This is a genomic window from Candidatus Merdisoma sp. JLR.KK006 (genome assembly GCF_036941035.1).
Taxonomy (GTDB): domain Bacteria; phylum Bacillota; class Clostridia; order Lachnospirales; family Lachnospiraceae; genus Laedolimicola.
In genome coordinates this window covers 17,025-32,116 of sequence record NZ_JAYMNS010000015.1, presented here as the reverse complement: position 1 = coordinate 32,116, position 15,092 = coordinate 17,025, and the positions used below count along the sequence as shown (strand labels likewise).

The following is a 15,092-nucleotide window of genomic DNA, read 5'->3' as shown; positions in this document are numbered from 1 at the left end:
GCTTACTTCTCCCTTTTTTCCTGAAAATAAAAATAATTAAAAATTTTTATAAAAACTACCGGCTTATTTTTTAATTAAATCAGTCTAATTTTAGATAAAATACACAAAAAAGTCAATAATATTTGGTTAAAATATAAAGATTACTGGGATTAATTACGAAAAATTTAAATCTTGGAAATGATATTGAATAAAAACGTTTTTTTTCTTAAAATTTCTTACAGGTAGAAAAAAATAAATGCTTTTTATGAAAAAGCAAAGGAGATGTCTTTTTATGAAACGTTCGGAACTGAATAGGATTATCGGGAAAACAATCCGCTTTATGGAGGATGAGAAAGGACTTCCCATGCCAGGCTTTGCGCATTGGGGGCCTGAGGACTGGAAGAAAGCCGGAGAGGATTATCAGGAGTTGGTGGATAATATGCTTGGCTGGGATATCTCGGACTTTGGAAGCGGGGACTTTAAAAAGATTGGCCTGACTATTTTTACATATAGAAACGGCAATTTTCACAACAAGGAAAAATATCCAAAGCCTTATGCCGAGAAGCTTCTTCTGGTTGATGACGGTCAGATCCTTCCTTATCATTATCACTGGAGCAAAATGGAGGATATTATCAATAAGGGCGGAGGAGACTTGGTGATTACCCTCTATAATGCCACAAAAGAAGATTTTGAGGATGTGGAAGGGGGACGCAGCGGAAAGAAAGGAACCTTTGATACAACTCCTGTTACGGTCAGCGTGGACGGACATACGGTGACGGTTCCGGCAGGGGGACAGGTTACTTTGAAGCCGGGGGAGAGCATTACCTTAAAGCCGGGCCAGTACCATTCCTGGCAGGGAGTGCCGGGAACCGGACCGGTTATGCTGTTTGAGGTGTCTACCACCAATGATGATACGATTGACAACCGTTTCCATACGGCCGGAGAGAGGATTCCGGAAATTATAGAGGACGAAGAGCCCAAGTATCTCATTTTTGCGGATTACAAGGACTACTATGGAAACAAATAAACACATAGAATCGTATTTAATGGCACGCTGCTGTGCTTATTAAATAAAAAGAAAAGTAAATGGAGGTAAAAACAAATGAAAAAGTTACTGGCAATGTTACTGGCTGTAACAGTATTCGGAGCAACTCTCGCAGGCTGTGGTTCTAAAGGAGAAGAACCGGCTGCACCTGCAGAGGAGACTGAGGCACCAGCAGATGCAGAAGAACCTGCAGAAGCAGAAACGGAAGCTCCTGAGGCTACACCTGCCGGGGAAGAAGACACCATGACCATGGATGAAGTAATTGCTGCGGTTCAGGCATCAGATGTACCCAAGGATTTAAAGCTTGGATATGTCTGCATGAATCTGGCAAATCCCTGGTTTGTACAGGTGGTAGAGGGTTTCAATGATGCCTGCAAGGAAATGGGATTAAGCGAGCCGCTGACCATTGATTCCCAGTATGATGTTGACAAGCAGGTTTCCGATGTGGAGACTCTTGTAAATGATAACTACAATGCGATTATGATTTCCCCGATTGATCAGAATGCATTGGAGAGCATTGTGACAACTGCCAATGAGGCAGGTATTGTAACCAGTTGTGCAGCACAGAGTGTTGACATTTCTGATTTCCGTTACATCTGCGAGGAGTATTCTTATGGGCAGGCAATCGGAAAGAATGCAGCAAACTGGATTAATGAGAATCTGGCGGATCAGGAAGAAGTTCAGGTTTGCCTGATTACACAGGACAATGTAGCAGACACGATTGCACGTGCGGACGGCATTCAGGATACTTTGGAAGCAGAGTGCAAAAATATAAATATTGTTGCACGTCAGGCAGGTGATACACCAGAACTCGGACTTCAGATTGTTGAAAGTACACTGGCAGCTTATCCGGATCTTCAGGTAGTAGTTGCATCTAACGATTCCGGCGGAATCGGCGGATATCAGGCAATGGTAAATGCAGGCTATACAGGTGACGATCCTGTTGCAGTATTCTCCGGTGATGCTACAGATGAAGCTTTGAACAATATGCTTGAAGAGAATACCATTTACAGAGGAACCGTAGACTTGTTCCCATACGCTTGCGGCTATGAGTCGGCTTATCAGTTGGTATACTATATTATGAACGGAAAACCGGCAGCAACCAAGACAGTAATCTTCGATCCGGTACTTGTTCCCCTGGCAGACTTGCTGGATGGTACTTATAAGTACGATCCCTCCTAAGGGAAATGTGATTTAAGAATTAAATATGTAGTTGAACATGGGGGCTGTTGTAAAATGTGCGACAGCCCCCGCGTAAGTTAAGTGTTATAGCCCATGAATGAAAAGGGCAGGAATGGAGGGATGGAAGTGGAAGATGTGATCCTGAGAGTTCAAGACATATGCAAATATTATCCTGGTGTCAAGGCGTTGGACGGAGTGTCTTTTGAGGTAAAACGGGGAGAAGTCCATGCGATCTGTGGTGAAAACGGTGCCGGAAAATCTACTTTTATAAAAATCCTGACAGGGGCGATTGAACCCACGTCAGGCAGTATCGCATTTAATGGAAAAATATACGAAAAGCTGAATCCAAAACAGTCTATGGAACTTGGAATCAGCGTAATCTATCAGGAATTCAGTCTGGTGCCCTATCTGACTGTTGCGGAAAATATCTTTTATGGAAGAGAAGTAAAAAAGGGTATTTTTCGGGATGTAAATGTCATGGAAGAAAAAGCCAGAGAGCTTTGCATGGAAATGGGTGTAGATCTGGATGTTCGCAAGCGGGTATGTGATCTGGGAGTTGCTTATCAGCAGATTGTAGAGATTTTGAAAGCTGTTTCCAGAAATACGGAATTTATTATTATGGATGAACCCACAGCACCTCTTACCATTAAAGAGACAGAAGTTTTTTTCAAGATTATTGAAAAGCTGAAAAAAGAAAAGGTAACCATTATCTTTATATCACATCGCTTGGAAGAGGTATTTGAACTTTGCGATCGGGCGAGTGTTTTCTGTGACGGAAAGTATATTGTGACAAAAGAGGTTGATGAGTTAGATAGGAAGCAACTTATTGCTTATATGGTAGGCCGGGAACTTTCGGATGACTATCCGGTTCCCAATCGCCAGATTGGGGAGACGGTTCTGAAAGTGGAGGGACTGGTGAATAAGCAAGTAAAAAATGTAAGTTTTGAGATAAAGAAAGGAGAGATCCTTGGGTTTGGCGGTTTGGTTGGAGCCGGACGTACAGAACTGGTTCGGGCACTCTATGGAGCAGATCCCATTCAAGCCGGAGAGATTACGCTCATGGGAAAGAAGTACCACCCCAAAAATCCGAGAACCGGGTTGAACGCAGGCATTGGCCTGATTCCGGAGGATCGAAAAGCTCAGGGCGTAGTGCTTTCCCTGCCTATTCGGGAGAATATTGTTTACAGTATTCTGAAAAAGGTATCCAGATTCTTTTTCATGGATAAGAAGAAGGAAAAGGATTATGTGGAAGGGTATATTAATGACTTGAATATTAAAACACCCGGAGCAGAACAGCTGGTGAAAAATTTATCCGGTGGAAATCAACAGAAAGTGGTGCTGGCAAAGGCAATGGCTACCAATTGTGATATTTTGATTTTTGATGAACCCACCAGAGGAATTGATGTAGGTGCTAAGCAGGAGATTTATGGTTTGATGTGCAAACTGGTAGAATCCGGAAAGAGTGTGATTATGATCAGTTCTGAGATGCCGGAGTTGCTTGGTATGTCGGATCGAATTCTGGTTATGAGTAACGGAACGATAGCAGGAGAGCTTAGCAGAAGTGAATACAGCCAGGCAAAAGTACTGGAGATGGCTTCCAGCCAGCTATAATTTCAAAAAGCAGTACTGTGAGGAACCGAAATAGGAGGATTTAAGAAAATGAAAAAAAATAATAAAGCAGTTATAGTGCTTTTAAATTATGGTATTATTGTGGCGTTTTTGCTGATGATTGTAATTTTTTCCATCGCATCTCATAATTTTTTAACAACGAATACAGCATTTACTATTTTAAAACAAGTATCTATTACAGGAATTATTTCTATCGGAATGACCTTGGTACTGCTTACCGGAGGCATTGATCTTTCCGTAGGCTCCATAGCTGGTGTTACGGCCGTAACTGCTGCTATCTGTCTGAAAAATTTTGAACTGCCAATTTTGCTGACTTGTATCATTGCATTATTGTTAGCCATTGTCTATGGAGCGATTAGCGGCGTTTGTGTGACAAAGATGAATATGCCGCCTTTTATTGCCACTCTGGGTGTTCAAACCTCCCTTAGAGGACTGGCTTACATTGTTACCGGAGGACTTCCGGTATATGGATTTACCAAGGCATTCAGCCGTTTTGCAGCCGCTTCTTTGTTTGGCATACCCTTGCAGGTCCTTCTGGCTGTAGTACTGTTCGTCATATTTATTATTATGTTGACAAAGACAACCTTAGGGCGTTATCTTTATGGCGTGGGTGGCAACGAGGAGGCTTCAAGGCTTTCCGGTGTGAATGTTACAAACATTAAGATCATGGCATACAGCATCAGTGGATTTCTTTCCGGAATCGCAGGGCTGGTATTGCTGTCTAAGACCAGTTCGGGTCAGCCCTCTTCCGGAAGCGGATATGAGATGGATGCTATTACCGCAGCAGTGATTGGCGGTGTATCCTTAAGTGGTGGCGAAGGCCGGCTGTCTATGGTGATTATCGGTGTGTTGCTGATGGGAACTTTACAGACAGGTATGATTATGTGTGGTATTAATGATTACGTTCAGCAGTTGGTAAAGGGAATTGTGTTGATTGCCGCAGTTGCTTACTCCCAGTTCTCCCAGAAGATTCGGAACCGTATGGTGGCCGCTTCTTAATATCTGGGCTGTGAACTGAAAATAATAGAGTTTGCGGAGGCATAAGGTTATGGCAGTAGTAGGAATTGATATTGGGGCGACAGGAAGCAAATGTTGTGTTTACAGTGAGAATGGAATGCTTTTGGCAGAGGCCTATGAAGAGTATCAGGGCAAATCAGGAGCTGGTATCTATGAGGTGGAGGCTGCCCAAGTATGGGAAGGCACCAAATGTGCAGTACGGCGTGCCATAAACAGGATTTCAGATATACAGGCAATTGCTTTGACTTCCTTTGGAGAATCTTTTGTCCTTCTGGATGAGGCAGATCGCCCCTTGACCTCCTTTATGCTCTATTCGGATAACAGGGGCGCTGAAGAAAGCCTGGAACTGCAAAGAGAGTTTGGGGCAAAGGCATTCAGTCAGCTTATGGGTATAAAACCCAGCTCTATGATGAGTGCCCCAAAGCTTATGTGGGTAAAAAAGCATTATCCCGATTTGTTTGCACAGACTAAACGTGTTTTATTTGGTGCGGATTATATAATATATTGTCTATGTGGGGCTTTTGTGACAGATTATACTTTGGCAGCCCGGACAGCTATGTTTGACGTACATAAGATGGATTGGAATGAGAAGGTTCTTAAGTTTGTCGGCGTTTCCAGAGATCAGTTACCCAGACCTCTTCCTACGGGAAGTATTGTTGGCAGAATTGGCAGAAAAATTGCCAGGGAACTAGAGTTGCCAGAACATGTTGCAATTGTGACCGGCTGTCATGATCAGGTGGCCTCTGCCATAGGAACAGGAATTTTAAAGCCAGGAATGGCTATTGACAGTGTGGGAAGCCTGGAGTGTATTACTAGCTTCTATAATGGGTGCCCAGAATATCTGGCTCTTTATCAGGGGGGATATGCGATTGTACCCTATGTTTTGCCAGGGGCATATGTAACCTATGCATTTTCCCTTACAGGCGGCTCACTGTTGCGTTGGTGCAGGGAACATATAGGAAAAAAGGAGCAGGAGACGGCTCAGAGACAGGGAAAAAGTTTTTATCAGTATTTGGATGAGACTATGGCGGATATGCCAACAGATTTGTTGGTACTGCCCCATTTTACCGGGGCAGGTACGCCTTATATGGATAGTGAATCCAGAGGGGCTATCATAGGTCTGACGACGGAAACTAGACTGGAGGAGATCTATCGGGCCATGATGGAGGGAAGTACCTATGAGATGCGGTATAATTTGGAAAGACTTTCAGAGGGTGGACTCCATGTGAAAGAGCTTCGGGCTACAGGCGGAGGCTCTCAGTCAGCCCAATGGCTGCAGATCAAAGCAGATATTTTGAATATTCCCATTACTTCTCAGGGTGATTATCGGGCAGGCGGGATAGGATGTGCTATGCTGGCCGGAAAAGCAACAGGAGTATTCTCCAGTTTGAAAGAAGCGGCAGAGGTTTTTGTGAAACAGGGGAAAACCTATGAACCCAGGCAGCATGTACGAGAGCAATATAACAGGAACTATGAGCGTTATCAGAATTTATATCAGGCAGTAAAAATGGTTTTGTGAAAATAAATGTGAATGGAGAAAGAAGGGATCAGAATGGCCATAGCGGGTGTGGATGTGGGTACTACAGGCTGTAAATGTACGGTATGTGATTCGGACGGCAGTCTGCTTAGCGAGGCATATCGGGAATATGATATTCAAAAAGATGACGATGGACGGGAATTGGACGCCTGGGAGGTTTGGACAAATGTAAAAGCAGTGATCCGGCAAGCTGTATCAGGAATTGACAGGATTCACGCCATTGGAATTACATCTTTTGGTGAAACTACAATTTTCGTTGGAGAAAATGATAAGCCTTTGATGAATTCATTGCTTTATGTAGATCCCAGAGGGGAGGAGCAGTGTAAAAAGCTGATAAATCATTTTGGAAGAGATTATCTGTTTCAGATAACCGGAATTAATCCGCACGCTATGTACAGTATTTCCAAGCTAATGTGGGTGGCGGAGAACCGCCGGGACGTCTATGAGAGAACAAAACACATCTGCCAGTTTGGAGATTATATTGTCTATATGTTGAGTGGCGTTTGGCAGATCGATTATTCTCTGGCTTGCCGTACGATGGCTTTTGATTATCGGAAACTGGACTGGGCAGAAGATATTCTGCAATTTGCGGGAATTGATAAAGGGCTGATGTCTGCGTCGGCACCTACCGGAAGCACGGCAGGGCTGATTCGTAAAGAGATGGCCTCAGAGCTTGGGCTTTCAGAGGATACTCTTATTGTATCAGGCTGCCATGATCAGATTGCAGCAGCGATTGGAACCGGTTGTCTGAAATGTGGAATGGCAGTAGACGGTACAGGAACGGTGGAATGTATTACGCCTATTTTTTCACATCCCCAGTGTTCAAAGGCAATGCAGAAATATAATTTTGTTATGGTGCCTTATGTGGAGAAAGACACTTATGTAACCTATGCTTTTTCTTTTAATGGTGGCTCTCTGCTGAAATGGTATCGGGACAACCTGGCGGCCCTGGAGGCGGGGGGATTCCGAAAAAACGGTATAAATCCCTATGACGGCTTTAATGAACAGATGAAAAAGGGAGAACCTTCCGGACTTCTGGTGCTGCCGTATTTCTCAGGCTCAGCAACACCTTACATGGATGGAGAAATTACGGGTGCTATATTGGGAATACGTGACAATACGACTTCCATAGATCTCTATCAGGGATTAATGGAGGGGGTTACCTATGAAATGCGTTTGAATCTGGAATGCTTAAAAGAGGCAGGAATTGAGGTAACAGAACTCCGGGCTACAGGTGGTGGAGCACAGGCAGAGGTGTGGCTGCAGATGAAAGCAGATATCCTCAACAAGAAGATTGTTACTTTGGGAAATGCCCAATCCGGAACATTGGGATGTATTATGATGGCCGGAACTTCCTGCGGCATTTATAGGAATTTGGAAGAAGCGGCGAAAGTTTTTGTGAAGACAGGCAAAGAATATCTGCCGGATCCAAAGAAACATAAAATGTATGAAGCTTTTTATATAAAATATAAAAGACTGTACGAGGCGGTCGGCCGTGTTTGGAAAGAGGATGATGGCAGAACCGCATAAAAGAGAGGAAGATAAAGATGCCAATTATTACAGAGAAAGAAAAGGTAATAAAAATATATGAAGAGGCTTCGAAAAAGGGATGGGTGATTCCCTGTCTCTGCACGGAGAATCTGACCACCACAGAAGCAATTATTTCCGCAGCCAGTGAGTTTGCAAAGGATCACGGATTGAAGAGCGTACCTGTAACACTGGCTATTACGGTTCAATATGAGCATCGCTCTCAGTCTCGAAATTATACGCACAGCAGAAATTGGGAGACCGGATTGAAGCTTTTCCAGGCAGATGCGGAAGTGTTAATGCGAAAGGGCGGCGATTATGAGAACGTGGATTTGCTGCTTCATCTGGATCATGTGCAGCATGATTTGGATGCGGAACTTTGTGAAAGTGATTTAAGTGATTTTTCCACGATTATGTATGATGCTTCTAACCTGCCGCTGGAGGAAAACATAGCAAAGACAAGAGCCTTTGTTGAGAAAAAGGGACAGGAGATTATGATTGAGGGAGCCTGCGATGAGATTGTGGATGCAGGCGGCGAGGCGCACAATGATATTACTACCGCAGATAAATGCGCAGATTATATGAAGCGTACAGGGGTGGATATGGTAGTGGCAAATCTGGGAACGGAGCATCGGGCTTCCGGAAAGGATTTAAAATATCACGGGGAGGCGGCACGTGCCATAAAAGAGCTGATTGGCCCAAAGATTGTCCTTCATGGAACATCTTCCGTGTCGAATGAACAGGTACGCAGATTATTTGACGACGGTGTCTGCAAGGTGAATATCTGGACTGCCCTGGAGCGTGACGCATCACCGAAGCTTCTGGAATTTCTAGTACATCATGCATCTGAGGCTGCAGGGCCAAAGATGGCAGAAGCGCTTAAAAGGGACGGATATCTGACAGAAAAGTGTGCAACCGGAGAAAAGGAATCCTTAACAGCTTTTACTACGGTTGCCCGTCAGGACGTGATTTTCCAGGCGATGAAGAAAATGGTTCGGGAGTATCTGGATATGTGGTATGTTTTTTAACTACCCTTTAGTGCTATTGCGTAGCAATTTTTAACTACTCTTTAGTGCTATTGCGCAGCAATTTTTAACAGTAAAGTCGCAAAGACGCACGAGAGGAACTTTCATGAGAGTCCTTTCGAATGGAAGTTTCTCTCATTACAGGTGTGTTGAAGCGACTTTACCCTTTAGTGCTATTGCGCAGCAATTTTTAAATAAGAAAGGAATGGCGAAATATATGAAAGCGGTTATGTACGGCGGCGGAAATATTGGCCGGGGTTTTATTGGCATGCTCTTTTCTGAGTCAGGATATGAAGTAACCTTTGTGGATGTGGCAGATTCAGTAGTACAGGAGCTGCAGAAAAAGGGAGAGTATCCATTGCGGTATGTTACTAGCCAGGGACATCGGGATCTGTTGGTAAAGCCAGTCACAGCAGTTAACGGAAATGATATGGACCGTGTGGCGGACGCTATTGCAGAATGTGACATTATGGCAACGGCTGTAGGCGCCCGTATCTTAAAATTCATTGTTCCCAATCTGGTTGCAGGATTGCGGAAACGCTGGGCGGCAGGTAAGGGACCTTTGAATATTATTATCTGTGAAAATCTGATGGATGCAAATAAAGTATTGGAAACAATGCTGAAAGAACAATTAACAGAAGAGGAATGTAAGATTCTGGATGAACAGGTGGGACTGGTAGAGGCGTCAATAGGCCGAATGGTTCCTGTTCAGACAGATGAAATGAAAGATGGGGAACCTTTGCGTGTCTGTGTGGAGCAATATGGGTTTTTGCCTGTGGATCAGGCGGCGTTTAAAGGAGAAGCTCCCCAAATCAAGAATATGATTCCTTTTGAACCCTTTGACTTTTTTATAAAACGGAAGCTATATATTCACAATATGGGACATGCAACCTGCGCCTATCTGGGTGATATCTTAGGACTAGACTATATCTGTCAGGCAATTGATCACAATGAGATTTATATCATTGTCCGAAATGCCATGGAAGAGAGTGCGGCAGCATTATCGGCAAAGTATCATGTACCGCTGGAAGATATTATGAAGCATATTTCGGATTTGCTGTACCGGTTTACCAATGCGGCGCTTAAGGATACCTGTAAGCGGGTAGGAGGAGATCCGGGACGTAAACTGTCGCCGCAGGATCGTCTCATAGGCTCCGCAAGCCTGGCTCTTTCACAGGAGATTGTGCCGGCCTATATCGCCATAGGGGCGGCGGCAGGCGTATGGCGCTATATAGAAGAGGCAGAAGATATGGTGCAGGATGCGGAGCAGGCTGAAAATGTTCTGGCGGAGGTTTCCGGCCTTAAGAGAGGGGCGAAATTAACAGAGCTTATCTTAAATATGTATCAACTGATTTTAAAGGGAAGAGATCTTGGGGAAATCCGCAGAGCGGCGGATGCGATTAAGGTGGAAAGCTTACAAGATGTAGTGTAGTCGGAGACTTTTAAAGGCTCATGAAAAATAAAAAAATTTCATTCGTCTTTTTCACGTTTTTATAGTAGAATAGAAATATCGCATAAAGACGGGAGAAAAAATATGAGCAGTACAAATACAGTACCCTTTGTAAAATGGGCAGGCGGAAAACGGCAGCTATTGGAATCCTTAAGCGTTCGGATGCCGGAAGAATATAAGGACTACTATGAGCCCTTTGTGGGCGGCGGAGCGCTGCTGTTCCATCAAAAACCGGCGTGGGCCTTTATCAACGATATTAACCGTGAACTGATTCATGCCTATACAGAGATTCGGGATCACGTGAATCATCTAACCGTGGTCTTAGGCTCTATGGATCAAGTGACCTGTACAAAAGAATTCTACTATGAAATGCGTGAGCGCTACAATGGTAAGCTGAAAGCCGAGGATTATGACACGGAGATGGCGGCATTGTTTATCTATCTGAACAAGCACTGTTTCAATGGTCTCTATCGAGTGAACCAGAAAGGGCAGTTTAACGTTCCATGGAATCAAAAAGAACAGGTTCGTTCCGTGGATGTGGAGAATATAAAAAATGTTTCTTACTACCTGAAGTCCGTAACCATCACCTGTCAGGATTTTGAAAAGTCTTTGGAGACGGCAAAGAAAGGTGATTTTATTTATTTTGACAGTCCGTATGCGCCCTTGAATCCTGCTTCCTTTGACTCTTATACCAAGGAAGGTTTCACGGAGGAAGAGCACAGACGTCTTTCAAAGGTATTTAAGGAGCTGTCGGACAGGGGCTGCTATTGTATGCTGACCAATCACAATACGGAGCTGATTCAGGAATTATATCACGACTTCCTCAGAGAAGAAGTGGATGTGCGCCGGGCCATTAATTCCGATCCGAAGAAGCGGGTGGGAAAAGAGATAATAATCCGAAATTACGGGGAAGTGATTTCCTGTGAGAATTAAACCTACATGCGCCCCATTATCGTACCACCATAACTCAAAGTCGGTAGTGGCGCATGTGGTATTCCTGAACTTAGTGAAGAAAAATCATTGAAATAAGCACTGTAATAATTCCGCAGATGCCAATGGCCAGGCCGCTCATGGCTCCTTCCGTTTCCCCAATCTGTATAGCCCGGGAGGTTCCCACAGCATGGCTGCAGGCTCCGATAGAGAGTCCAGCAGCTACTGGGTCATTTACCCGGAACAGGCGGATCAGAAAGGGAGCGAGAATGCTTCCCAGAATCCCTGTAAAAATAACGGCAATCACCGTCACGGGAACAATTCCCCCATGAGAGCTGCTGACCTCCACGGCAATAGGGGTAGTGATAGACTTGGGAAGCAAAGAGGAAGTCATAGCTTCATCCAGACGAAACAGTCTGCAGAGCAGATAGACACTGCCCATGGAAGTAAGAGAACCCACGGTACAGCCCACTACAATAGGCAGCCAGTTTTCTTTCAATATTTGAATCTTGCTGTAAATGGAGACCGCCAGACAGGCAGTAGCCGGGGCAAGAAACATATTGATGACAGCGCCGCCCTCATTGTAGCTTTCGTAAGGAATTTTAAACAGGGACAAAAGCCCCACAATCAGTAAAATAGCAATCAGCAGCGGATTGCAGAGAACAGATTTCAGTCGTGCCTGAAGCTTGACGCCCAGCCAAAAAGCCAGAATACTTACAGCAATTCCGAAAAAGGGGGAAGCCCATAATTCATTCATAACGTTTCCTTTCCACATTCTGATTTTGTGATATATGAACATCATACCTTTGCCCGTAAAAATATTGCGCTGCAAAAGCATATGTCCATAAAATTTTTCTGTGCATTGTCCTAATATTGCCGTTTTTTCAATAAGCGTACCGTAAGCCGGATGCTGAAAGCTGTGGCGGCAAAGGTGATAACCGTGGTCAGGGTACAGATAACCACCAGCGGAAGCCAGCTTGCTTTCAGGATATCCAGATAGTTAATCACATTTACCCCTGCCGGAATAAAGAAAAAGGCCATATTTCCCAAAAGGAAATCGGACTTTTCCCGAATATGATCCACCTTTAAAATACCCGTCAGCAGACAAAGCAGCAGCAAAAGCATGGCAATGACGCTGGACGGAAAAGCAAAGGGAAGGAAATGTTCGATCAGAGTCCCCAACCAGCAGATGGAAAAGATAATTCCGAATTGTTTGATAATATTCATATAATACCCCTTATAAAAACTATGTTGAATAATTTTTTCTTATTTAAATCCAGCCCCCATCCAGCCGCATAATCTGTCCCGTTAAATAAGAAGGCTGGCATGCCACAGCAAATACAAGCCCGGCAACCTCATCCGGCGTCCCAAAGCGTCCGGCGGGAATTTCTTCTGCAATGTCAGCTTTTTCTTCCTCTGTAAAGCAGGCATTCATATCCGTGTCAATAGCGCCGCAGGCAATAGCGTTGACGGCAATTCCGCTTGGGGCTAATTCCTTAGCCAAGGCCATAGTTAGGGCATTGACAGCGCCCTTGGAAGCGGAATAGGCGGTTTCACAGGAAGCCCCCACACAGCCCCAGACAGAAGAAATGTTTACAATGGATCCGGATTTCTGTTTCAGCATATAGGGAAGCGCCTGCCGGGTGCAGAGGAAAACGGAAGTGGAGTTTGTCCGCATAACCTGCTCCCAATCCTCCAAAGAAAGCTCTGTAAAAAGCCCTGCATGAGAAATGCCGGCATTGTTTATGAGAACATCAACACCTTCAAAACGTTCTTCCATCCGGCGAAAGCAGTCCTGAACATCCCTCTTGCTTCCCATATCTCCTGCAAAAGTAAAGCAGGTGATACCATAAGCAGCATGAAGCTCCAAAGCCTGCGTTTCCAGCTTCTCTTTGCTGTGAAGGCAAGTCAAAACCAGATTCCAGCCCTCTGCTGCGAATTTTTTAGCAATGGCAGCTCCAATGCCTCTGGAAGCGCCGGTGATCATTGCTGTATGCTGTTTCATAGGAACCTCCTGGTTTGTATAAGCAAATATTTCCATTTTGAAACGGAAATTGGTGTTAAGTCTCTAAAAAATAACTTCCCCATTTTTAAATTTCCAAATCATTTCACTTGTCAGGCTGATATCCGAAGGCTGGGCAGGCGCTTCCTCCCGGGTGAACCAGTCAGCAGTGGCAAGCTCCTGAGTATCCAGAGTGATGGTCTCATCCTCCCCATCCAATTCCGCAAAAAAGCCAAACAGCAGAGAACCGGAAAAAGACCAGGGCTGACTCTTGTAATAGTGCAGATTTTTTACATGAAGTCCTACTTCCTCATAGACTTCTCGATTGACAGTCTCCTCAATGGTTTCTCCAATCTCTGCAAAGCCTGCTATCAGGGCATAATGGGTAGTAGTGCGGCCCGCATATTTTGACATAAGGATACGGCCGTTATGAAGGATTCCCACAATTACAGCCGGAGAAATCTTCGGATACTCCATGATGCCGCAGTCCGGGCAGTAAACCATCCGTTCTTTGCCGGAGTGAACCAGCGGCTTTTTGCAGTGTCCGCAGAAACGGCGGGAATCATACCACTGATAAAGCTGATGGGCAGTGATACCAGCAAAGGACAGCCAGCCGGGGCAGGTATCACGAAAGATGCGGATGCTTTTCATCTGAAAATGCTCCGGATCAAAAGAAGGGCACTGTCTGGACAGATAAAAACTACAATTATCAATTGAAAATAAATAAATAAGTTCAGAAGAAAGCTCCCGCTTTGTCCCTGGAAGCTCCTGAAATCTGGGAAAAGCCAATGCGTCTTTCTGACATCCTGCCAAAACCTGCTCCCCCTCAAAGTAGAGAAGAAAGCTATCCGCCGCAGGAAGAGCGGGACGGTATTCGTTGTGGTAAATATGTGGTGCAATATCTTGTATCATATGTAAGCCTTTCTAGTTTGATAACTGACCGCTGGGAGTTAAGCCAATGAAGCCAGATCACCAGTTGATGCAAAATGTATTTTTACTGAAATATCTGAGAACAGTATACACAAAAAATCCTTTTTGGTAAAGACATGAAAAATACATACCTTACATACAAAGCCTGGTTCACACCCATGGTGTTCACAGTAACCTCCCGTCCTTGCCTTGATGGTTATGTATTAGGAGATGTCTTTTGGGTATAGTAGAATAAAAAGTAATGTGGTATACTTACCCTATATGGGAAAAAGGAGAAGAATGCAATATGCGTGTAGGAATGGGCTATGATGTACACAAATTGGCAAAGGACCGTGCACTGATTCTGGGAGGCGTGGAGATCCCCTACGAAAAAGGACTTCTCGGCCATTCAGATGCGGATGTACTGCTTCATGCCATTATGGATGCACTTTTAGGTGCTGCAGCCTTGGGTGATATCGGGAAGCATTTTCCGGATACAGATCCGGCTTACAAAGGCATCTCCAGTATCCGGCTTTTGGAGCAGGTAGGAGCGCTTTTGGAGGAGGCAAATTATGTGATAGGAAATATGGATGCTACCATCATTGCCCAGCGGCCGAAGATGGCTCCCTATATTCCTGTTATGAGGGAGAATGTGGCGAAGGCATTGCAGATTTCTGTGGATCAGATTAATATTAAGGCTACAACGGAAGAAGGCTTGGGCTTTACGGGAACAGGAGAAGGGATTTCCGCTCAGGCCATATGCGCCCTGATTCCCATAGCAAATTATGCCTATGAGGATGTGATGGAAAGCCCCTGTGGAGGGTGTTCCGGCTGCAAAAGAACAACAGGAGAGGAATAAA

Annotated in this window: 14 protein-coding genes; 10 read left to right on the top strand and 4 right to left on the bottom strand. The window is 44.6% G+C overall.

Annotation, left to right across the window (positions count from 1 at the left end):
- Positions 1-271: 271 nt before the first annotated feature.
- The 9 genes from VSQ61_RS12645 to VSQ61_RS12605 all read left to right on the top strand — a co-directional run bounded on the left by VSQ61_RS12645 (position 272) and on the right by VSQ61_RS12605 (position 11,324).
- Complete coding sequence (locus tag VSQ61_RS12645) at positions 272-1,006, top strand: D-lyxose/D-mannose family sugar isomerase (protein ID WP_334344783.1); 735 nt, start codon at positions 272-274, stop codon at positions 1,004-1,006.
- Positions 1,007-1,081: 75 nt separating this feature from the next.
- Complete coding sequence (locus VSQ61_RS12640; RefSeq protein WP_334344782.1) at positions 1,082-2,206, top strand: substrate-binding domain-containing protein; 1,125 nt, start codon at positions 1,082-1,084, stop codon at positions 2,204-2,206.
- Between the two features lie 120 nt (positions 2,207-2,326).
- Positions 2,327-3,817: a sugar ABC transporter ATP-binding protein gene (locus tag VSQ61_RS12635; protein ID WP_334344781.1), complete on the top strand. Its 1,491-nt coding sequence runs from the start codon at positions 2,327-2,329 to the stop codon at positions 3,815-3,817.
- A gap of 48 nt (positions 3,818-3,865) precedes the next feature.
- On the top strand, positions 3,866-4,834 hold the full coding sequence (locus tag VSQ61_RS12630; protein WP_334344780.1) for an ABC transporter permease: 969 nt from the start codon (positions 3,866-3,868) through the stop codon (positions 4,832-4,834).
- A 49-nt stretch (positions 4,835-4,883) separates the two neighbouring features.
- A complete protein-coding gene (locus tag VSQ61_RS12625) occupies positions 4,884-6,371 on the top strand; it encodes an FGGY-family carbohydrate kinase (protein ID WP_334344779.1) in 1,488 nt (495 codons plus the stop codon).
- Between the two features lie 33 nt (positions 6,372-6,404).
- Positions 6,405-7,919, top strand: a complete 1,515-nt coding sequence (locus VSQ61_RS12620; RefSeq protein WP_334344778.1) for an FGGY-family carbohydrate kinase — start codon at positions 6,405-6,407, stop codon at positions 7,917-7,919.
- Between the two features lie 17 nt (positions 7,920-7,936).
- On the top strand, positions 7,937-8,944 hold the full coding sequence (locus VSQ61_RS12615) for a class II fructose-bisphosphate aldolase (protein WP_334344777.1): 1,008 nt from the start codon (positions 7,937-7,939) through the stop codon (positions 8,942-8,944).
- A 214-nt stretch (positions 8,945-9,158) separates the two neighbouring features.
- A complete protein-coding gene (locus VSQ61_RS12610; protein ID WP_334344776.1) occupies positions 9,159-10,373 on the top strand; it encodes a mannitol dehydrogenase family protein in 1,215 nt (404 codons plus the stop codon).
- A gap of 102 nt (positions 10,374-10,475) precedes the next feature.
- The gene (locus VSQ61_RS12605) at positions 10,476-11,324 is read left to right on the top strand and encodes a DNA adenine methylase (RefSeq protein ID WP_334344775.1); all 849 of its coding nucleotides are present in this window, start codon (positions 10,476-10,478) and stop codon (positions 11,322-11,324) included.
- A 70-nt stretch (positions 11,325-11,394) separates the two neighbouring features.
- Here VSQ61_RS12605 and VSQ61_RS12600 read toward each other — a convergent pair whose 3' ends face one another.
- The 4 genes from VSQ61_RS12600 to nudC form a co-directional block, all read right to left on the bottom strand.
- Positions 11,395-12,078 (bottom strand): LrgB family protein, encoded by a 684-nt coding sequence (locus tag VSQ61_RS12600; RefSeq protein WP_334344774.1) that lies wholly within the window; start codon positions 12,076-12,078, stop codon positions 11,395-11,397.
- A 110-nt stretch (positions 12,079-12,188) separates the two neighbouring features.
- Complete coding sequence (locus VSQ61_RS12595) at positions 12,189-12,548, bottom strand: CidA/LrgA family protein (protein WP_334344773.1); 360 nt, start codon at positions 12,546-12,548, stop codon at positions 12,189-12,191.
- Between the two features lie 43 nt (positions 12,549-12,591).
- Positions 12,592-13,326, bottom strand: coding sequence for an elongation factor P 5-aminopentanone reductase (ymfI, locus tag VSQ61_RS12590; protein ID WP_334344772.1), 735 nt, complete (start codon positions 13,324-13,326; stop codon positions 12,592-12,594).
- A gap of 63 nt (positions 13,327-13,389) precedes the next feature.
- Complete coding sequence (nudC, locus tag VSQ61_RS12585) at positions 13,390-14,235, bottom strand: NAD(+) diphosphatase (RefSeq protein WP_334344771.1); 846 nt, start codon at positions 14,233-14,235, stop codon at positions 13,390-13,392.
- A gap of 304 nt (positions 14,236-14,539) precedes the next feature.
- Between nudC and ispF the strand changes: the two genes are divergently transcribed.
- Entirely contained in the window at positions 14,540-15,091 is a 552-nt protein-coding gene (gene ispF / locus VSQ61_RS12580; protein WP_334344770.1) for a 2-C-methyl-D-erythritol 2,4-cyclodiphosphate synthase, read from the top strand.
- The last annotated feature ends 1 nt before the right edge of the window (position 15,092 follow it).